Genomic DNA, 21,380 nt, shown 5'->3' with positions numbered 1-21,380 from the left:
ATTTTTTTTAAAATGATACATTAATTCCTGTAGAAATTGTTGATGATAATGGATAAGCTGCTGCGCTACCAAAACTACCCGCTACAAATTCAGGGTCATAGAACAACATGTCAGAAATGGTAAGAAGATTTTCAGCAGCAATAAATATTCTAAAATTATTAATATTATATTTATTAGTAACCTTCTTAGGAATAGTAAATCCAATTTGGAGATTCTTCAATCTGGCATAGGCTCCATTTTGTAAATAACGGTCTACTGCATAGCGGTAATTCTTATTATTAGCTCCTGGATTGTTGGAATATGGCGCTGGAAAATAAGCATCGGTATTTGGGCCTAAGGGACTATCAGTATTCTCCGGTCTGAAATAATCTAAATGCTCTTCATAGACTAACATATGTAATTCTCCTTGAGCGGGTCCTCTAAATCTTTGATGACCAGATACAAAAACATCTCTTTTACCTACTCCCTGAATAAACATGTTCATATCCCAATTTTTGTAGTTTAAACCAATATTAAATGAATATTGATAGCGAGGTGTAGAGTTTCCAATTTTACTAAAATCTCCTGTGTCACCTAAAACCCAATTACCCCTATCTATAACTCCATCTTCATTTAAATCTTTGTACTTAGTATCTCCTGCATTCCAAGTGCCTGAATTTGGTAAAAAGGATTGGTCGATATTATAAGTAGTACCATACTCATCATCCGTCATAAGCCATCCATCCCATGTTAATCCCCATATTTCACCCAAATCTTGTCCAACATAATAAGATTGTGTCAAGTCATTGGTTTCATTAGGGTAATCAACAATGGTGCGTTTATAATCAGACAAGACAGCTCTAATACTATAACCAAAATCTCCTAATTGTTGTCTCCAAGAAGTTTCTAATTCCCAGCCCTGTATTCTAGAGGTACCTATATTGGTTAGTGGAGCAGTGGTTCCTAATTGACTGGGTAGATCTAAAGCAGGACCTGCCATATCTTCTACATCCGTTCTATACCAGGAAAACCCTAAATTTAATTTGTTGTTATATGCTCCTAAATCAAAACCGATATCGGTAGTTTTTACACGTTCCCAGGTTAAACTTTGACTTGCAATATCTGGAGTATTAGCAATTGACTCTTGGCTACCATTAATTAAAAAAGAGCCTTGACCATCAGCAGATATGGAAGAAATATACAAGTAGTTGCTCACATTTTGATTACCTAAAGTACCATAAGAACCTCTAAGCTTAAAAGTGTTAATAGACTCAAATGGCCAAAAATCTTCTTTAGCTACATTATAACCCGCAGAATAAGAAGGAAAACCGGCCCATCTTTCATCTGAGGCAAATCTAGAAGAACCATCACGCCTATAGCTAAATTCGAGTAAATACTTCTCGTCATAATTATACCTGAATCTACTAAAAACACTTTGTATAGCCCAATGAGATAGTGCATCATCTACAGCTCCAGTATCTGGTAATTGTGATGTACTTATAGATATATAATTTGGTGAAAATAAATCTTCTGCATTTGCGGAAATAGCCTCAAAATTATATGCTTCACTTTGATAGCCAATAGTTGCATGGAAGTTATGCTTGTTTATAGACTTATCGTAGGTTGCAAATAAATTTGGGGAAAAATACTCATTATTTATATAGGTTGGTGCATAAACAGAAGTGGAATAATTGCCTCGTGAAAAAGCTTCAAAAGTGGTTTCGTCTGGATACGTAAACTCGGTAGGAAGTAGTGTAGTTGATTGAAAATTATTATTCCTTCTATAATTAAGCTGTGCAGTGAATTTTAAATCTTCAATAGGTTCTATAATAAACCTTGGTGATAATACCAGTTGGTTGTTTTCAGTTTCATAGCGCTGATTTATAAAATAAGCATAAAACGCTTGTTGTAATGGATTACCTAAATCATCAACTATTGGTAATGTGGGTTTTAATTTTGTAAGAGCGTCTAGCACTCTTGATTGATTTCTTTCTACAGTACCTCTATTAATGCCAACTGGGAAATTTGAGTTGCTTTTTAAGAATTTGGACACAAACTCTATGGTAAGCCAATCATTGGCTTTTGCAGAAAATTTGGCATCGATATTATATCGTTCAAAATCTTCATCACCATGAACCAACAATCCGCCTTCTTGGTAAGCTCCAGTAGAGAAATAATAGTTTAACTTTTGGTTGCCACCTGAAAAGCTCAAATTATGTTTGCGTTTTTCAGCAAAATCCTTGAATAAAAAATCTTGCCAATCTGTTGCAGAGGTTGCACCTTGACCTAAAGCAGAAACATTCCAAGTGTTATTATTATCAATATCTTCAATACCAGATGGCGCACTTCCAGGGTTTGCCATATTTTGAATTATATAACCATATTGTTCTTCTGTCCAATAATCTCCTTCGTTATTGTTACGTCTAGCATCTTGTACTGCATAGGCATAATTAATTGGGCTAGCAAAATCTTGCCATTTTGAAGGTCTTGAAAACTGAAAGTTATTGCTATAAGTAACTCTAACCCCCCCGTCCATATCTTTACCACTTTTGGTAGTTACTAAAATAGCACCACCAGCAGCACGAGAACCATAAATAGAAGCAGCGGCAGCATCTTTAAGTACCGATACAGATTCTATATCTTCAGGGTCAATATTTTCTAATCCCATTTCAATACCATCAATTAATACTAATGGACCAGCATTTTCAATTGACCCATCATCTGAGGCAGCGGTGATAAAGCCACGAATATTTATATCTGGGGTTGCTCCAGGTTGCCCCCCTAGAGCTGTATTACTAATTACTAAGCCAGGAACCGCGCCTTGCAAAGATTGTATAGCGTTCGCAACTGGTCTATTTTCAAATGCCTCACTACTAATTTGAGAAACAGCTGCCGTTAGGTTTACTTTTTTCTGCGTACCGTAACCTACCACAACAACCTCTTCTAATTGAGAAACATCCTCTTCTAAAGCAATGGCTATTTCGATTTGATTTCTAACAACTATTTCTTTGGTTAGGTAACCCAAATAAGAGACCTCTAGAATTGGGTTAGAAGATGTTAATTTTAATGTGAAATTGCCATCAAAATCTGTCTGAGCTCCATTGGTTGTACCTTTTTCAAGAACTGTAGCTCCAGCTAAAGGCATACCATTTGAGTCTTTTACAGTACCATGAATTTCTTGCTGTAAAATTACATTTATATTTTCTATGGGAATATCTAAGTTTGGTGAAAAACCAAAAGTAGTTGCAAAGCATAGAAAAACAAATGCTCTCGATACAAAATTTATGTTCCATTTTTTTAGAGATAGAACTACAAGGTTGAGTTTACTTTTCATAAAATGCGAGTTAGTTATTTAATATAAAGATTAGGTTATAATCTTTGTTATTTTACAATTGTTCGGTTATAAATAGTTTACTTTATCATAACTAAAAATCCAAGTTACGTTTTGTTATCAATTAATGTTTACTTAAATTTTTATTAAACTTATTTCTTTCTATTTGATAAAAATTAAAAATTTCGACCATTAACCTCTACGCATCGATAAAAAAGATAGGATTGAAATTACTGTATTTTGACAAGTTAATTAATTATTCTGCTACCCAATCAAAGAAAAAGCTAGGTAGTCACTTTCGGTTTTCAAGATTGTTTAAAAGTAATATTTAATTAACAAAATAAAAATGTTCCCCAAATAATAAATTTTGAGGAACATTTTAAAACTAAAACAATATCAAGTAAATATTATTTTATTGCGACGGCCACCCTGGGTTTTGTGTAAGGTTAGGATTCAATTGTAATTCATCTAAAGGTATAGAAAGTAAATAGGCTTTAGATTCATCAAAATTATAATTACCTAAACTTCCAAAAGGTAAAATATAACCATCATTATCTAAAATCACACTTCCTGAGTCAAGAACTGAACTTACAATTGGATCATTGTAATATGCACCTCTAGGTTGATCTCCATCAAATAAACTATGAGCTCTCCATCTGTAGAAGTCATTTGCTCTAAATCCTTCGGCCATTAATTCTACAGAGCGCTCTCTTCTAATTTCATATAAAATATCATTTAGTGTATATCCGTAATTAGGCCAATCAGGGTCTGTTGCAATAGCACCTAAGGTTATCCCTGGCATGCTTACTCGTGCTCGTAATAGGTTAATTGATTTATCTAAATCAGCTTGAGTAATAGTTCCTAATTCAGCTTTAGCTTCAGCAAAAATTAATAGAACTTCAGCATACCTCATAAAAATTCTAGAAGTGACTATAGAGAAATCATTATCGTTTGATCCATCTATAACAGGGTTTCTATATTTCTGAGATTCGTATCCTGTATTTCCTGCATTTGCTCCCGTAAAATCTGGATTAGTCCAAAGTATATCATTTGCGTCATTAGAATCATCTAAAATAAGGTCTCCTGGAGTCATCAACGTCATTGCTAATCTAGGGTCTCTATTTGTTTCTAATGTATTAAAGTCTTGATCACCTTGATATAATGGGCTTACCGAGATAGGATTACCATCTGTACATAGATAACTTCGTACAGCAGCTCTTGTGTAGCCACATCTATTTGGCCAAGAAATTTGTAATACATTAGTTTGGCTTTCTGTGACACTATAGTCTCTCCATAACATAACTTCACTATTACCGCTTAGGCCAACTTTATTAAATAAGGTTTCATAATCACTATGTAATGAGAAAACGCCACCATTAATTACTTCTTCTGCTGCATCTGCTGCAATTTGTAAAAAACTTGACCCATCAGATCCTTCAACTCCATAAACAGTACCGTTATGATACCTTTCCCATGTGCCTTCATAAAGTGCTACTCGAGCTTTAAATAATTGTGCAACTTCTAAATTAATTCGAGGTCCAGCTCCTGGGGTGTTCGGAAATGATTGTAATAAACTAATAGCAGTATCTAAATCTGAAATAATAAAATTAGCTACTTCATTTCTAGGATCACGTGCTTTAAAAACCATGTCCGTATCCGTATTGTCAAAATAGGTCTCAAAAATAGGAACATCTCCATACCTTGTTAAAAGATTAAAGTAATAGAAAGCCCTAAAGAAATAACCTTCACCTATATAGTGATTAATTGCCATTTCATCTCCTTCGGCTTGGTCAATATGATCTAAAAACCAGTTTATTTCTCTAACTTCATCAAAACTCCAAACATTATTACTAGCTGATGTTTCAACATCATATACTCCTAAAAGTCTATTACTTGGGCTTTGAGAAGTACCTAAATCTGTAGAACTATCTGGTAGAATATTAAATCCTACCCCTAATGGTTGCCAACCAGAAATAACACTGTAAAATCCATTTACGGCGGCTCTCATGTCTGCTGTAGTTTTATAAAACTCTGCTTCTGATACCGTATCTAAAGGTGCTCTGTCTAAAAAATCTTCACAAGATGATAAGGATATTACCAAGCTAAGAATAAATAATTTTAATATATTTTTCATGTTTCTTTAATTTTTTATTTAGAATGATAGATTTACTCCCATAGAAATCACTTTTGATAAAGGGTAAGTTTGTGCACTTCCTGTAAGTCCATTACCAATGCCTAATAAAGCTTCTGGGTCATAAAACATTAAATCTGTTTTAGTGAATAGGTTTTCTCCAGTTGCAAATATTCTAAAATTGTTAATACCGTATTTACTGGTTACTTCTTTAGGAATGGTATAACCTATTTGTAAACTTTTTAACCTCATATAAGCACCACTTTGTAAAAAATGGGTGGTATTCTGTCTGTAATTTTTATTAGTTCTGCCCCCTCCATTCATATAAGGATTTGGAAAATAAGCATCTAAATTGGGCCCTAGTGGGTTAGTGGTATCTTCAGGCCTAAAATAATCTAAATGACCTTCCCAAACAAAGAAGTGGAATGGACCATTTGAAGGCCCTCTAAAACCTTGTAGGTTGGCTAAAGAAACATCTCTTTTACCTACACCTTGTATAAAGGCATTTAAATCCCAATTTCTAAATGTTAAACCAAGATTTACTGAATATTGATAACGTGGTGTGGAGTTACCAATTACTTGATAATCGCCTGTGTCACCAACAACATTTGTACCTCTATCTATTTCTCCATTCCCATTAAGGTCAACATATTTTAAATCTCCTGCTACATAGGCAAACCCATTAATAAATGATTGATCTACAGCTGTTGTATATTCAGTAGCCTCTTCATTGGTTTGAAATAATCCATCTGTTTGGTAACCCCAAATTTCGCCTAAATCTTGCCCAGGGTAATATGGCTGAGCTAATGATAATTCGTCATTTGGATATTCAACAATAGTTCTTTTATAATCACTTAAAACAGCTCTAATATTATAACCAAAATCACCAAGTTTTTGTCTCCAACTAGCTTCTACTTCCCAACCTTGAACTCTAGATGTTCCAATATTTGTTTGTGGAGAAGTTGTTCCTAATTGAGTCGGTAGGTCTAATCCCTGGGCAGCCATATCTTCAATATCAGTTCGATACCAAGAGAAGCCTAAATTAAGTTTATTATTAAAAGCACCTAAATCAAAACCTATATCTGTAGTCTTTACACGTTCCCATGTTAAACTTTCAGACTCCAGACCTGGGGTTTGCGAAAATGTTTCTCTTGATCCATCAAATAATGAACTAGTTATACCCCCTGTATTAATTAATGACAAGTATAAATAATTTTGAACATTCTGATTACCTAAAGTACCATAAGATCCTCTTAATTTAAACGTATTAATAGCTTCAAAAGGCCAAAAATCTTCTTTTGCCACATTGTATCCAGCAGAATAACTAGGAAAACCTGCCCATCTATCATCTGGAGCAAACCTTGAAGATCCATCTCTACGGTAGCTAAACTCTAACAGATATTTTTCTTTATAATTGTACCTAAACCTACTAAAAACACTCTGCATGGCCCAATGTGAAATGGTTTCTCCTACAAGTTGGTCATCATCTAATGATGAGTTTAAAGATATTACATTATTTGTAATTAGGTAATCTGTATTTGCTGCCAATGAATGAAATTGATTTAACTCACTTTGATACCCAACAGTAGCGTTTATGTTGTGATTACCAAGTGATTTGTCAAAAGATGCATAAATATTAGGAGAAAAATATTCACGAGTAATAAACGTTGGTCTGTATGATGTGTTTTCTTGAGCAATTCTGTCTACAAGACCCTCAGGTCTTATAACTTGATTTGCAAGAATTATTCTTTCTTGAAGATTGTCATCTTTTTTGTAATTAAACTGAGCAGTTAAGACTAAATCTTTTATAGGCTCAATAATAATCTTAGGAATAATTACAAGTTGATTATTTTCTGTTTTTGCTCTTTGATACTTCCAAAATGGATAATACGAGTGTTGGATTAATTCCTCACCGTAAATTGGGTCATATTGAGGGAGTGTAGGTTTTATTTTAGTAATTAAATCAAAAATTCTAGTTTTGACCCACTGCAAGGTGTTGGTGTTAGGTTCAATAGGAAAATCAGTATAACTTTTTCTAAATTTTGTTAATAATTCTAAGGTTAACCAATCATTAGCTTTTGTACCAATTTTAGCATCTAAATTATAACGCTGAAACGATTCATCTCCAACAGCTAATAAACCTCCTTCATCATAAGCACCGGCAGATATATAATAATTGGTTGTTTCATTTCCTCCGCTTAAACTTAAATTATGTTTGCGTCTTTCAGCCCAATCCTTTAAAATAATCTCATCCCAATTTGTAGCAGCAGTACCTTGAATTCCAATAGTACCATAATCCCAATTTGTTCCAGCATTATTTGCAACTATAGTTGGAGCACTTCCTGGGTTAGCTAAATTTGCTGCTATATAACCCAATTCTTCTTCAGTATGCCATATCCCTTGAAAATTATTAGTACGCGCATCATTAACTGTATAAGCAAAGTCTAAAGCATTTGCACTTTTTGGCCATTTAGTTGGTTTTGAAAATGAAAAATTATTGCTATAAGTAACTTTTACTTTTCCATCTGAGTTCTTACCGCTTTTTGTGGTTACTAATACAGCTCCTCCAGCAGCACGAGATCCATAAATTGATGCCGCAGCAGCATCTTTTAATACAGATACAGATTCTATATCTTCAGGGTCAATATCATTTAAATCCATTTCTATACCATCAACTAATACTAATGGACCAGCATTTGCAATAGAACCTACAGTCCCATTTTCAGATGTACTGGTAATAAAACCACGAATATTAATATTTGAACCAGCTCCTGGCTCTCCACCAGAAGAAGAATTTGAAATAACTAAACCAGGTACAGAACCTTGTAATGATCTGTATGCATTTGCTGTAGGGCGGTTTTCAAAAACTTCAGTCCCTATTTGAGATACAGCAGCAGTTAAGTTTACTTTTTTCTGTGTACCATATCCTACTACTACAACTTCTTCTAATTGAGAAACATCTTCCTCAAGGGTAATAGTTATACTAGTTTGGTTACCAATTGCTATTTCCTTAGTAAGATAACCTAAATAAGAAACTATTAAAGTTGGGTTAGAGGATGTTAATTTTAATGTGAAATTCCCATCAAAGTCTGTTTGCGCTCCATTTGTAGTGTCTTTTTCAAGAACAGTTGCACCAGCTAATGGCATGCCGTTGGCATCATTTACAGTACCATTAATTTCTTGTTGTAAATTATTAGTAATGTTGTCTATAGTAATGTTTGCATTTGGTGATAAACCAAAAGTTGTGGTAAAACATAGAAAAACAAATGCTCTCGAGATGAGAACTATATGCCTTCTTTTTATGGATAAAAAGGCTAGTTTTAGTTTAATTTTCATAAAATGCGAATTAATTAGTTAATTAATAATTAAAGATCTTAGTTTATTATCTTTAGGTTAATACAATTGTTAAGTTTAGAATAGTTTATTTATATCATATATTATTATTTGAGTTAATATTTTGTTATTTATTAAGCAGTATTTGTTAATGTTTTCAAAATAATTAATTAAACTTAAATATTTCTTATTCTTAAAAATTAAAAATTTCGACGAACAACTTCTGCTCTTCGATAAATAAAAAAATCTTTTTTCTCAAGCTATTCTTGTCTTAAACCCCTTATTTATTGATTGTTTTTTTACAGAATAAAGTTTTTAAATATTTCATTTTAACTAATAATATCTTTTATCTAAGAGCAGAAGTTGTTTGTCGAAAATTTAGCGACTAGGGATGCGTAATATCTAATTTTAGCATAATAAATTTTAAAGACCATTTAAATGAGTACCAAACTTATACAATTTTCAGAACCAGGTAAATTTGAAGAAACTCGTTTTGAAAAAATCCATAATGTGATTTTTGATTCATCAGATAAAGCTTCAATTATTGTAGCTCAAGAGATTGGAGAATTAATAAAGAGGAAGCAATCCGAAAAAAAACACTGTATTTTAGGTTTGGCAACGGGATCGTCTCCTATTAAGGTTTATGAAGAATTGGTAAGAATGCATAGGGAAGATGGTTTAAGCTTTAAAAATGTGGTTACATTTAATTTAGATGAATATTATCCGATGAAGAAAGAGAATATTCAAAGTTACCATTATTTTATGCATGAACATCTTTTTAATCATGTAGATATTCTTCCAGAACATATTAATATTCCAAATGGAACAGTAAGCAATAAAGATTTATATCAATATTGTATAGATTATGAGGCAAAAATTAAATCGTATGGTGGCTTAGATTTTCAATTGCTGGGTATTGGAAGAACAGGTCATATTGGATTTAATGAACCTGGTTCCCATTTGAATTCAGGTACAAGAAGTATTACTTTAGATCATATAACTCGAGTTGATGCTGCACCTTCATTTTTAGGAATTGATAATGTTCCAAGAAAGGCAATAACAATGGGGGTAGGAACGGTGAGAAGTGCAAAGAGAATTGTTTTAATGGGATGGGGTATAAGTAAAGCAAGTATTCTCAAAGAAACTATTGAAGGAAATATATCATCACAAGTTCCCGCAACATATTTACAAGACCATGATAATACAACTTTTGTTTTAGATGTTGATGCCTCATCTGAACTTACAAGAATTAAAACCCCTTGGTTAGTAGAGGCATGTGATTGGACTGAAGCTCTTAAACTTAAGGCCGTTGTTTGGTTAAGTGAACTGACCAAAAAACCTTTTTTAAAATTAACTGATAAGGATTACAATGATAATGGAATGTCAGATTTATTGTCATTAGAAGGAACTGCATATGATTTAAACATAAAAATGTTTAATAAAATGCAGCATACTATTACAGGTTGGCCTGGAGGTAAACCAGATGCCGATGACACATATCGTCCTGAAAGATCCGATCCAGAAAAAAAGAGAGTTATAATTTTTAGTCCACATCCCGATGATGATGTTATTTCTATGGGAGGTACTTTTGATAGATTGATTCAACAAGGACATGATGTTCATGTGGCTTATCAAACCTCAGGGAATATAGCAGTTTCAGATGTGGAAGCATTAAAATTTGCTGAAGTTTCAAAAGTGATGAACTCAAAAGAATCAAATGTTATCATAGATAACCTTAAGGCTAAATCGGGTAATGAAGTTGATTCGATTGAGGTTCGTAAATTAAAAGGATCTATTAGAAGAAGTGAATCGCTAGCTGCCACACGCTATTTAGGTTTAAAAGATGAAAACGTTCACTTTTTGGATTTACCTTTTTATGAAACTGGAACTATTAAAAAGAGTAATCTTTCAGAACCAGATATTAATATTATGTGTAGTATAATAGAGAAAGTTAAACCGCACCAAATTTTTGCTGCTGGAGATTTAGCCGATCCCCATGGTACGCATAAGGTTTGTTTGGATGCTCTATTTGCTGCTTTAGAAGTACTTAAGCATCATGAACAACATAAATATATGGATGATTGTTGGGTTTGGTTATACCGAGGAGCATGGCATGAATGGGAACTTTATGAAATTGATATGGCTGTTCCTATGAGTCCAGATCAAGTATTGAAAAAAAGACATGCTATTTTTTGTCATCAATCCCAAAAAGATGGCGTAATGTTTCAAGGAGATGATAGTAGGGAATTTTGGGTTCGTGCTGAAGATAGAAACAGATTGACCGCTAAAAAATATAATAATCTTGGTTTAGCTGATTATGAGGCCATAGAAGCCTTTAAAAGGTATCATTATTAAATTTAGATTAATAGTAGGAATAGAGTTGATTCTTATATAGAGGAGTTTAATATTTTTTGTTTTACCTCATCTATATAAGATCTTCCTATTACATACCTAAGCCCTTCTATTTCTACACTATTACCTTCAACCGCATCAATCTTATTAATTGCAACAGTATAAGACCTGTGAATTCTGATAAATTCATTACTTGGTAAAAGGTTAGTGAAATCTGATAGTGTGCTGTGAATAATGAATTTTCCTGATAAAGTGCTTATTTTTAAATAATCTTTTAAAGACTCTGCAGTTAAGATTTCATCTAAAAAAATCTTTTTCATTTTCTTTTTATCAATCTTAATAAAAATATAAGGACGATCTTTAGTGCCTTCGTATAGTTTTTTATTATTTTCAAGTCTCCGATTTATCTTATTTATAGACTTCATGAATCGCGGAAACTCAATTGGTTTAATTAAATAATCTAAAACATCTAATTCATAAGTTTCAAGTGCAAATTCGTCATAAGCACTTGTAACAATGATAAGTGGTGGGTTTTCTAAGCTTTTAATGAAATTTATACCATCTAATACGGGCATATTAATGTCTAAAAATATTACATCAACATTTTGATTTTTTAAATAATTCAAACCATCTACAGCATTATTGAATGTTTCGGTAATTTCAAAATCATCTATTTGGTCTAAATAGTTTTTTATGACCTTAATTGCTAAGGGTTCATCATCAATTATTAAACATTTTACATTCATTATACTTTATACTTTTATTTTAAGTTTTACAATAAAATTATCGTCTTTGTTTCTAATAATTAATTTATAATCATCATCTTCATAACCCAATTTAAGCCTTTTTTTAACATTTTCTAAACCAATCCCGCTAGATTGATTGTTGATAGGCTCTATAGTTTCAGAGTATTTAGGCATAGGGTTAATTATTGTGAAATATAGAAAGTCTTTTTTAATGACAAAATCTATAGTGATTTTTATTTCTCCAATATTTTTATGTACACCATGTTTAAAAGCATTTTCAATAAATGATAACAATAAAATGGGAGCTATTTTCTTTCCTTGAATATCTCCTGATATAGACATATCTATTTCTAATTCATCACTATGTCTTACCCGTTCTAAATCTAAATAATTTTGAATACATAGAATTTCGTTTTCTAAAGATTGCCTTTTGCTTTTGGTTTCATACAGCAAGTACCTCATTAATTCGGATAATTTTAAAATAATCTTTGGAGTTTTCTTTGATTTTTCTACTGCCAAGGAATAAATGTTGTTTAGCGTGTTAAAGAAGAAGTGCGGAGACACTTGTGTTTTTAAAAATAATAACTCTGTTTCTAATTGTGCCTTTTCAAGATTTGCAACTCGTTGATGTTCTTTTAAAAAATCAGAAGTAATTTTAATGGCTGTCACAAATGTAATAACATAAATTTCTCCAATCATCATATCAATAATATAACCAAAAGTAATGGTGTCTATTTCTCTTCCTTCTGGCCAAACATTGGTACTAACTAAGTAGTATGTTAAATTAAATTTAGCTACAACCATAATTAATATGATCGAGAGTATTAAAATTATATAGGTGATGTATTTTTTCTTAAAAGCAAACTGGGGCATTAATACATATATATTTAAATAAACTAAAAACATATGAATTGGAAACCCCATTAAAGTAGTCTTTAATGAATATAGGTAGTCTCCATGATTTCCTCCCCACCGAATAACAGTAATGACAAAATAAATAAGCCAAAAAATGATATGATGCTTTAAAGATATTCTATAAAGGCGATTAGATTTGAAATCCATTTTTATGAAAAATTTAAGATTTTTTTGATGTTTAGCTACGTTAAGATGTCGTCTGTCTAAATTACTTTCAAAACTTGCTAAATTTATGAATTTTTAAATTAGTTAACACTAAAGTTGTTTATGAAGAACATTACCCTGCTTTTTTTATTAGTGATTTTTGTTTCTAGTTGTAGCAAAAATGTTAAGAAAGAAAAAAAAACATTTGAATCATTAACAGGTCATGTAAATCCTTTTATTGGTACAGGTGGACATGGTCATACTTATCCTGGTGCTACAGTGCCTTTTGGTATGCTTCAGGTTAGTCCAGTAAATGGTGTTAGTAGTTGGGATTGGTGCTCTGGATATCACTATTCTGATTCAATAGCGGTTGGATTCAGTCATTTAAGTTTAAGTGGAACAGGAATTGGTGATTTAGCAGATATTATTATTATGCCTATAAATAAGGAGGTTGATATATCAATTACACCAAAATCTAGAGATTCTCTAAAGTATAAATCAAAGTATTCACATGAAAATGAAACTGCCAAACCGGGTTATTATCAAGTTTATCTAGAAGATCATAATATTAATGTAGAATTGACTTCTTCATTAAGAACAGCCTATCATAAATATACATTTAAAGAAGAAGATGAGCAATCTGTAGTGGTAGATTTAGGTTTCGGAATAAATTGGGATAAACCATTGAAAACAGCCCTTAATTTAGAAGACGAGTATACTTTAAGTGGCTACAGATACAGCACAGGTTGGGCAAAAAATCAGAAAGTGTTTTTTGTGGCAAAGTTTTCTAAACCAATTACTGGATATAATTTTGTGGTTGATAATAATATAACTGAAAAGCCTGCTGTAGAAGGTATTAAAACCGCTTCTCAATTATATTTTAAGAAGGATGATAATAATGAATTGCTTGTAAAGGTTGCCTTGTCATCTGTTAGTATTGAAAACGCTAAGCACAATATAGAGGAAGAATTTGCTTTTGAAACCGTAAAAAAACAAGCTAATGAAACTTGGGAAGAAGCTTTATCTAAAATTACTATTGAGACTCAGGTAGATTCCTTAAAGGCCATTTTTTATACTGCTATGTACCATGCTCAAGTGGCACCAGTAACTTACAGTGATAAAAACGGACAATTTAGAAAGGAGAACGATAGTATAGTAACCGCTGAAGGCTACACTGCCTATTCTACATTATCATTATGGGATACATTTAGAGCAGAACATCCTTTACTTACTCTGGTTGCTCCAAATAAAGTTTCAGATATAATAAACTCTATGTTAGTTTATTATGAAACTAAAAACATACTTCCTGTTTGGACACTTTACGCCAACGAAACCAATACCATGACAGGGTATCATTCAATCCCAGTAATTGTAGAAGCTTACCTAAAAGGTATTAAAGGTTTTGATGTTGAAAAAGCTTATGAAGCTATGAAAACTACAATGATGCAAGATGAGCGAGGGTTAAATCATTATAAAAAACACGGCTATGTTCCATATAACTTATTAGATGAATCGGTAACCATAACCTTAGAGTATGCTTATGATGATTGGTGTATTGCACAAATGGCAAAAGTTTTAAATAAAAATGATGATTATGAATTCTTTCTAAATCGTTCTAAAGCATATCAACATTTATTTGATGTTAAAACTGGTTTTATGCGAGGTAAATATGAAGATGGTAAATCATGGCATGAACCTTTTGATCCAAAATATTCAAACCATAGAGAACATACCGATTATACCGAAGGTAATGCGTGGCAGCATAGTTGGTTTACACCGCATGCTGTTGAAGATTTAGCCATTTTACATGGAGGGAATGAGGTGTTTACAAAAAGATTAGAGCGATTATTTACTGAAAGTTCAGAAATTACAGGTAGCAATGTGTCTGCAGATATTTCCGGTTTAATTGGGCAATATGCACATGGAAATGAACCCAGTCATCACATCGCATTTATGTTTAATCATGCAGGTAAACCTTGGAAAACACAATATTGGTCAAGACATATTTTAGATTCGCAATACAATACCACACCAAATGGATTAAGTGGTAATGAAGATTGTGGGCAAATGAGTGCTTGGTATGTGTTAAGTTCAATGGGACTTTACCCAATGAATCCGGCTTCTGCGGAATACGAAATTGGAAGCCCAATTTTTGAAAAGTCTGTTTTTAAAATTTCTGAGGTTGAATCATTTGTTATTGAGGCCGAGGATGTTTCAAACAAAAACATATATATACAATCTGCTACTTTAAATGGCAAACCATTTAACAGTACTTCAATTTCGCATGAAACAATATTGAATGGAGGAGTACTTCATTTTATTATGGGAGCCAAGCCAAATGAAAACTGGGGAACTAATAAAACTAGGCATTAATGGATATTATTGATGTTTTAATAATAGTACTTTATATAGTGTTAACACTAGGTGTTGGTATTTGGGTATCTAAACGCGCATCAAAAGGACTAAATTCTTACTTCTTAGGAGGTAAGAGCATAAAATGGTATTATTTAGGCTTGAGTAATGGTTCTGGAATGTTTGATGTTTCCGGAACAGCGTGGATGGTTGGCCTTTTGTTTCTTTATGGAGCTAAAAGCTTTATGTTTATGTGGATGTGGCCTATTTGGAATCAGGTATTCATAATGGTTTTTTTGGCTATTTGGATTCGTCGCTCAAATATAATGACTGGGTCAGAATGGATATTAACCCGTTTTGGAGATGATAGCGCAGGTAGAGCTTCACACTTAATAGTTGCTGTATTTGCAATAGTAGCTTCTGTAGGTTTTATTGCCTATTTCTTTGAAGGTGTTGGTAAATTCATGACCATTATTTTACCTTGGGATGCAACCTTAGTTATTAACGATACAGTTTTACTAACCTCCAGTCAGAGCTATGCTTTGCTTATTATATTTTTAACCACAATTTATACTATTAAAGGAGGTATGTTTTCTGTTGTAGCTACTGAAGTGCTGCAATATGTAATCATGGTAATAGCTGGTGTTTTAATTGCAGTTTACGCTTTTATAGCTGTATCTGATATTGAAATAAACAATACCATATCAACAGAATGGGCCACTATTTTCTTTGGCAATACATTAGAAGGGTCATGGACAGGGAAGTTTGAAGCCTTTAATAATCTTGTGGATACACAAGGCTATAAAATGTTTGGTGCTTTTATAGGTATGTGCTTGTTTAAAGGTTTTTTTGCAAGTGTGGCTGGTCCTACTCCAAGTTATGATATGCAGCGTATTTTATCTACCAGATCGGTTAAAGAAGCGGCATTCATGAGTGGTTTTACTAATTTAATTCTGTTTATACCAAGGTATTTACTTATTGGGGGCATAGTAGTTATTGCTTTAGTTTTTCTTGGTCCTAGTTTGGCAGCATCACCAGATTTAGGTTTGGGAGATTTAGAAATTATTTTACCAAATGTTATTAATAACCATGTGCCTGTAGGTATAAAGGGATTATTGCTTGCTGGATTGTTAGCCGCGTTTATGTCCACATTTTCAGCGTTTGTAAACTCTGGTCCAGCGTATATTGTCAATGATATTTATAAAAAATATTTTAAAACAAAAGCAGAACCAAAACACTATATAAAAGCAAGTCATTTAGCTTCATTTGCTATTGTAATTTTGGGTGTTATAATGGGCTTTTTTGCAGAGTCTATTAATTCCATTACACTATGGATTACAAGTGCACTTTATGGCGGTTATGTTGCTTCAAACTTTTTAAAATGGATATGGTGGCGTTTTAACGGTTGGGGCTATTTCTGGGGAATGACTTCAGGGTTGATTATAGCTACATTACAGTTTTTGTTAGATCAAAACAAGGCTAATTTCGAAATAGGTTCATGGCTGTATGAATTAGCCCATGTTCCAGCTATTTACATATTCCCAATTATATTTTCAGTTTCTCTTATGGGGTCCTTTCTAGGTACGCTTTTAACCCCAGCAACTAACATGAAAACTTTAAAAGAGTTTTACCATAACGTAAGACCTTGGGGGTGGTGGAACCCAGTTTATAGGGAATTAAAAATTGAAAATACTTCTATTGAGAAAAATAAAGGTTTTTGGATGGATATGTTAAACTGTGCAATTGGTATTGTGTGGCAGTCTAGTATGATATTATTACCAATATATTTTATGATTAGAGATTACCCAAAAACATTAGTAACTTTAGCTGTGTTTATTGTAACATCTGCAATATTAAAAAAGACATGGTTAGATAAAGTTAGAAAGCTCCCAAATTAAATTAATTAAAATAATGATGAAGAAAGCTATACCTTGGCAAGACAAACCAAGTGGATGTAACGATGTTATGTGGCGTTATAGTGAAAACCCTATTATAAATCGCTATGATATACCAACATCAAATAGTATTTTTAACAGTGCCGTAGTACCTTTTAAAACTGGTTATGCAGGAGTTTTTAGGTGCGATAATAAAGCGGTTCAAATGAATATTTTTGCTGGTTTTAGTGAGGATGGAATCAATTGGAATATTAATCATAATCCTATTGAGTTTCAAGCAGGAAATACAAAAATGATTCACTCTGACTATAAATATGACCCTCGTGTTGTTTTTATTGATGACAGATATTGGATTACTTGGTGCAACGGCTATCATGGGCCAACTATTGGAATAGGTTATACTTTCGATTTTAAAGAGTTCTTTCAATGTGAAAATGCCTTTTTACCATTCAATAGAAACGGCGTTTTATTTCCACAGAAAATCAATGGTAAATATGCCATGTTAAGTCGCCCAAGTGATAATGGGCACACTCCTTTTGGTGATATATATATAAGTTATAGTCCAGATATGAAATACTGGGGCGAACACCGTTGTGTCATGAAAGCTGCTAACTTTGAAGATAGCGCGTGGCAATGCACAAAAATTGGAGCAGGGCCAATCCCTATTCTTACTAAAGAAGGTTGGTTAATGTTATATCATGGCGTTATAAATACGTGTAACGGATTTAGATATGCTATGGGTGCTGCTATTTTAGATGAAAACGAACCCGAAAAAGTGAAATATAGAACGCAACCTTATTTATTAGGGCCCGCTGTAGATTATGAGCAAATGGGTGATGTACCTAATGTAGTGTTTCCCTGTGCGGCATTACATGACGCCGTAGAGGATAAATTAGCCGTGTATTATGGTGCAGCCGATACGGTTGTTGCTTTGGCATTTGGCAAATTAAGTGAAGTATTAGCGTTTACAAAAAATAATAGTTTATAGGTTTAAGTATGGATTTTAGAATTGCATATATTTTGTTTTTGTTTGTTGTTCTAAATGCATGTGCACAAACTAATTCTCCACAGGAACCTAGACAATATATAGCCTATAAAACTTCAGAAACTATTAAAGTTGATGGAGAAGAAACTGAAACCTCTTGGGAAAAAATAGAGTGGTCAAATCCTTTTATAGATATCCAAGGTGTTAAAATACCAAAGTATAAAACACAAGTGAAAATGCTTTGGGATGATACTTATTTCTACATTTTAGCTAAACTTGAAGAACCACATGTTTGGGGGCATTTAGTTAAAAGAGATACAATTATTTTTCATAATAACGATTTTGAAGTCTTTATTGATCCTGATGGAGATTCTCACAACTATTATGAATTAGAAATAAATGCACTTAATACAGTGTGGGATTTGTTTGTTAGCAAGCCATACAGAAGTAATAACGTAGTATTAAACGATTGGGATATCACAGATTTAAAATCTGCAGTTAAAATTAATGGAACTATTAATAATCCTAATGATATTGATAAGGGCTGGGTATTAGAAATAGCCATTCCTTGGAAAGCCTACAAAAAAGGTTATTTTCATAAAAATGTCCCCATAGATGCCTTTTGGCGGGTTAATTTTTCTAGGGTAAATTGGGATTTCCAGTTTACTGATGGTAAATATGAACTCAAAAAAGACGATAAAGGAAAACTACTTCATGAGTATAATTGGGTATGGTCACCTCAAGGTGTAATAAATATGCACGAACCTGAAAAATGGGGCTATGTGTATTTCTCATCTAAGGAAGTTGGTGAACAAGAGGATTTTGTTATTCCAAATGATGAAAAAATAAAATGGAAATTATTTGAGTATTATAGAGCTCAAAAGAACTATTTTGATAAAAATGAGAAATGGGCAACAGCAATTGATAGTTTAAAAATTGAACCCCTTAAAATTGAAAATAAAATTATTGAACCAACTCTTGAAAACCACAGCCAAGGTTGGAATATAATTGTTAAAAGTCCTTTCTCTGGTAAACAAATGATTATTAAAGAGGATAGTAAATACATTGAAAAATAATAACAAATGAGATTCTTAAAAGTAATAGTGAGTATTGTTTTTTTAAGCTTAGTAATAGCATGTAATGGTAAAATTAAACAGGTTGAAGAAGTAGTAGAGAATGCTTCAGAAGATGTAACTTCAAAATTTAAATATTGGAGTTGGATGACGGTTGGCAATAAAAAATCTGATTCAGCATACACAGAACATTTTCAGAAGTTAAAAAATAATGGTTTCGATGCTGTTTTATTAAACACTGGGGCAGACCCAATATTACTTAATCGTTTAACTCCATTAGCAAAAAACGAAGGTTTAGAAGTACATGCGTGGATGTTTACAACTAACAGACCTGGAGATACAACAGCATTAAAACACCCAGAATGGTACATGGTAAGTAGAAGCGGTAAAACTTGCTTTAAAAAGGAAGAACGTCCTTATGTTGGCTATTACCAATGGTTGTCGCCAAGTCATCCAGAAGCAAAAAAGCATATTTTAAGTTTAGTTGAAGGATTAGCAAAGGTTGAAGGTGTAACCAGTGTACACCTAGACTATATTCGTTATCCGGATGTGTTTTTACCAATAGGCTTATTGCCTAAATATGATTTGAAACAAGAAGAAGAGTTGCCAGATTTCGATTTCGATTATTCAGATGCTAGCGTTAATAAGTTTATAGCTCTTCATCATAAAGACCCAAGAAAAATGGAAAACCCTGCTATAGATATGGAGTGGAAGAATTTCCGTTTAAACGAAATACGTTCATTGGTAAATGATGCTTATGAGATTGTTCATAACCACGATAAAAAATTAAGTGCAGCTGTTTTCCCTTATCCAGAAATGGCAGACCATATGGTGCGTCAACGTTGGGATAAATGGAATATTGACATGGTATTGCCAATGATTTATTATAACTTTTATAACGAGGAATTAGATTGGATTGGTTATGCCACAGCACAAGGAATTGAAGATTTAGGTGATAAACCTGTAGAATTGCACACTGGTTTATACACCCCAAAATTAACCCCTGAAGATTTAAAAGTAGCCATTAAAGAAGCTAGGGATAATGGAGCAAAAGGAGTGGCGTTTTTTGACGATTACACTTTAACAGAAGAACAATTTGAAGTAATCAAGAATTCTAAAGAATAATGTCTGGGAGAAGAGGTTTTATAAAAAAAGCAGCTATTGGTACTTTTGGTGTAAGTACAGTATTTAGCTGTATTAACTCTTCTGAAAAAGACACAAAGAAAGCTAATGGAGAAACAATTCCTCAAAATAAACCATTAATCATTTCAACATGGAATCATGGTTTGGCCGCCAATGAAGAAACTTGGAGACAATTACAAACTGGAGTAAATCCTTTAGATGCTATTGTTGCTGGGGTAGGTATTCCAGAAGCAGACCCCAAAGTAAGAAGCGTTGGTTATGGTGGTTTACCCGATAGAGAGGGTAAGGTTACATTAGACGCCTGTATTATGGATAGCAATAGTGATTGCGGTTCGGTATCATTTTTACAAGGCATAAAGCACCCTATTGCGGTAGCAAAAAAGGTGTTAGATAATACACCTCATGTTATGATGGTTGGTGAAGGCGCTAAACAGTTTGCTTTATCTGAAGGTTTTAAAGAAGAAAATTTGTTGACAGATGAATCTGAAAAAGCTTGGAAAAACTGGTTAGAAAAATCAAAATATCAGCCAGTTATAAATATAGAAAATCACGACACTATAAGTATGTTGGTTATTGATGCAGAAGGTAATTTAACAGGAGGTTGTACAACAAGCGGAGCGGCTTGGAAAATGCACGGGCGAGTAGGTGATTCACCAATTATTGGTGCTGGTTTGTTTTTAGATAACGACGTTGGTGCAGCTGCGGCAACTGGTTTGGGTGAAGCAGTGATAAGGACAGCGGGTAGTGCCATGGTTGTGGAGTTAATGCGCCAAGGAAAATCACCAACTGAAGCTTGTAAAGAAATTGTAGAGCGTATTTATAAAAAACATAGTAATCATAAAGACTTAACTTATTTACAAGTCGGTTTTATTGCCATAAATAAACAAGGTGAATATGGAGGGTATAGCTTAAGACCTGGTTTTAATTATGCCGTTTGTGATGAAATTAATGGTAATCGTATGGAAAAATCGGCATTTAAAATGAAGAATAAATAATTTATA

The 21,380-nt window shown here is 32.9% G+C and carries 12 protein-coding genes; 7 read left to right on the top strand and 5 right to left on the bottom strand.

Annotated elements, in window-relative coordinates:
- Positions 1-7 precede the first annotated feature (7 nt).
- From N1F78_RS14095 to N1F78_RS14085, 3 genes are all read right to left on the bottom strand, one after another.
- Positions 8-3,313 (bottom strand): SusC/RagA family TonB-linked outer membrane protein, encoded by a 3,306-nt coding sequence (locus N1F78_RS14095; protein WP_406683810.1) that lies wholly within the window; start codon positions 3,311-3,313, stop codon positions 8-10.
- A 409-nt stretch (positions 3,314-3,722) separates the two neighbouring features.
- Positions 3,723-5,444, bottom strand: a complete 1,722-nt coding sequence (locus N1F78_RS14090) for a RagB/SusD family nutrient uptake outer membrane protein (RefSeq protein WP_406683809.1) — start codon at positions 5,442-5,444, stop codon at positions 3,723-3,725.
- Positions 5,445-5,462: 18 nt separating this feature from the next.
- Positions 5,463-8,777 carry a SusC/RagA family TonB-linked outer membrane protein gene (locus tag N1F78_RS14085; RefSeq protein WP_406683808.1) on the bottom strand — a complete coding sequence of 1,105 codons (3,315 nt, stop codon included), beginning with the start codon at positions 8,775-8,777 and terminating at the stop codon, positions 5,463-5,465.
- Between the two features lie 435 nt (positions 8,778-9,212).
- Here N1F78_RS14085 and nagB point away from each other — a divergent pair, with 435 nt between their 5' ends.
- Entirely contained in the window at positions 9,213-11,129 is a 1,917-nt protein-coding gene (gene nagB, locus N1F78_RS14080) for a glucosamine-6-phosphate deaminase (RefSeq protein ID WP_406683807.1), read from the top strand.
- 32 nt (positions 11,130-11,161) lie between these two features.
- Here nagB and N1F78_RS14075 read toward each other — a convergent pair whose 3' ends face one another.
- Complete coding sequence (locus tag N1F78_RS14075) at positions 11,162-11,872, bottom strand: LytR/AlgR family response regulator transcription factor (RefSeq protein ID WP_406683806.1); 711 nt, start codon at positions 11,870-11,872, stop codon at positions 11,162-11,164.
- Between the two features lie 6 nt (positions 11,873-11,878).
- A complete protein-coding gene (locus tag N1F78_RS14070) occupies positions 11,879-12,934 on the bottom strand; it encodes a sensor histidine kinase (protein WP_406683805.1) in 1,056 nt (351 codons plus the stop codon).
- A gap of 114 nt (positions 12,935-13,048) precedes the next feature.
- Between N1F78_RS14070 and N1F78_RS14065 the strand changes: the two genes are divergently transcribed.
- The 6 genes from N1F78_RS14065 to N1F78_RS14040 are packed head-to-tail and all read left to right on the top strand — an operon-like array spanning position 13,049 to position 21,374.
- On the top strand, positions 13,049-15,304 hold the full coding sequence (locus tag N1F78_RS14065; RefSeq protein ID WP_406683804.1) for a GH92 family glycosyl hydrolase: 2,256 nt from the start codon (positions 13,049-13,051) through the stop codon (positions 15,302-15,304).
- Complete coding sequence (locus tag N1F78_RS14060; RefSeq protein ID WP_406683803.1) at positions 15,304-17,181, top strand: sodium:solute symporter family protein; 1,878 nt, start codon at positions 15,304-15,306, stop codon at positions 17,179-17,181. Before N1F78_RS14065 ends, N1F78_RS14060 begins: the two co-directional genes overlap by 1 nt.
- 13 nt (positions 17,182-17,194) lie before the next feature.
- Positions 17,195-18,166: a glycosidase gene (locus N1F78_RS14055; RefSeq protein WP_406683802.1), complete on the top strand. Its 972-nt coding sequence runs from the start codon at positions 17,195-17,197 to the stop codon at positions 18,164-18,166.
- A gap of 8 nt (positions 18,167-18,174) precedes the next feature.
- On the top strand, positions 18,175-19,239 hold the full coding sequence (locus N1F78_RS14050; RefSeq protein WP_406683801.1) for a carbohydrate-binding family 9-like protein: 1,065 nt from the start codon (positions 18,175-18,177) through the stop codon (positions 19,237-19,239).
- Positions 19,240-19,245: 6 nt separating this feature from the next.
- Positions 19,246-20,361, top strand: coding sequence for a family 10 glycosylhydrolase (locus tag N1F78_RS14045; RefSeq protein ID WP_406683800.1), 1,116 nt, complete (start codon positions 19,246-19,248; stop codon positions 20,359-20,361).
- Positions 20,361-21,374, top strand: coding sequence for a N(4)-(beta-N-acetylglucosaminyl)-L-asparaginase (locus tag N1F78_RS14040; RefSeq protein WP_406683799.1), 1,014 nt, complete (start codon positions 20,361-20,363; stop codon positions 21,372-21,374). The genes N1F78_RS14045 and N1F78_RS14040 overlap by 1 nt, the downstream gene beginning before the upstream one ends.
- The last annotated feature ends 6 nt before the right edge of the window (positions 21,375-21,380 follow it).

The sequence above is a fragment of the Seonamhaeicola sp. MEBiC01930 genome, from assembly GCF_045277075.1.
Classification (GTDB): Bacteria; Bacteroidota; Bacteroidia; order Flavobacteriales; family Flavobacteriaceae; genus Seonamhaeicola.
This window is presented reverse-complemented; position numbering and strand designations above follow the sequence as displayed.

Excerpts from the sequence above, each read along its gene's own strand:
- N1F78_RS14095 (WP_406683810.1), bottom strand. The coding sequence starts at position 3,313 with ATGAAAAGTAAACTCAACCTTGTAGTTCTATCTCTAAAAAAATGGAAC.
- N1F78_RS14090 (WP_406683809.1), bottom strand. The coding sequence starts at position 5,444 with ATGAAAAATATATTAAAATTATTTATTCTTAGCTTGGTAATATCCTTA.
- N1F78_RS14085 (WP_406683808.1), bottom strand. The coding sequence starts at position 8,777 with ATGAAAATTAAACTAAAACTAGCCTTTTTATCCATAAAAAGAAGGCAT.
- nagB (WP_406683807.1), top strand. The coding sequence starts at position 9,213 with ATGAGTACCAAACTTATACAATTTTCAGAACCAGGTAAATTTGAAGAA.
- N1F78_RS14075 (WP_406683806.1), bottom strand. The coding sequence starts at position 11,872 with ATGAATGTAAAATGTTTAATAATTGATGATGAACCCTTAGCAATTAAG.
- N1F78_RS14070 (WP_406683805.1), bottom strand. The coding sequence starts at position 12,934 with ATGGATTTCAAATCTAATCGCCTTTATAGAATATCTTTAAAGCATCAT.
- N1F78_RS14060 (WP_406683803.1), top strand. The coding sequence starts at position 15,304 with ATGGATATTATTGATGTTTTAATAATAGTACTTTATATAGTGTTAACA.
- N1F78_RS14055 (WP_406683802.1), top strand. The coding sequence starts at position 17,195 with ATGATGAAGAAAGCTATACCTTGGCAAGACAAACCAAGTGGATGTAAC.
- N1F78_RS14050 (WP_406683801.1), top strand. The coding sequence starts at position 18,175 with ATGGATTTTAGAATTGCATATATTTTGTTTTTGTTTGTTGTTCTAAAT.
- N1F78_RS14045 (WP_406683800.1), top strand. The coding sequence starts at position 19,246 with ATGAGATTCTTAAAAGTAATAGTGAGTATTGTTTTTTTAAGCTTAGTA.
- N1F78_RS14040 (WP_406683799.1), top strand. The coding sequence starts at position 20,361 with ATGTCTGGGAGAAGAGGTTTTATAAAAAAAGCAGCTATTGGTACTTTT.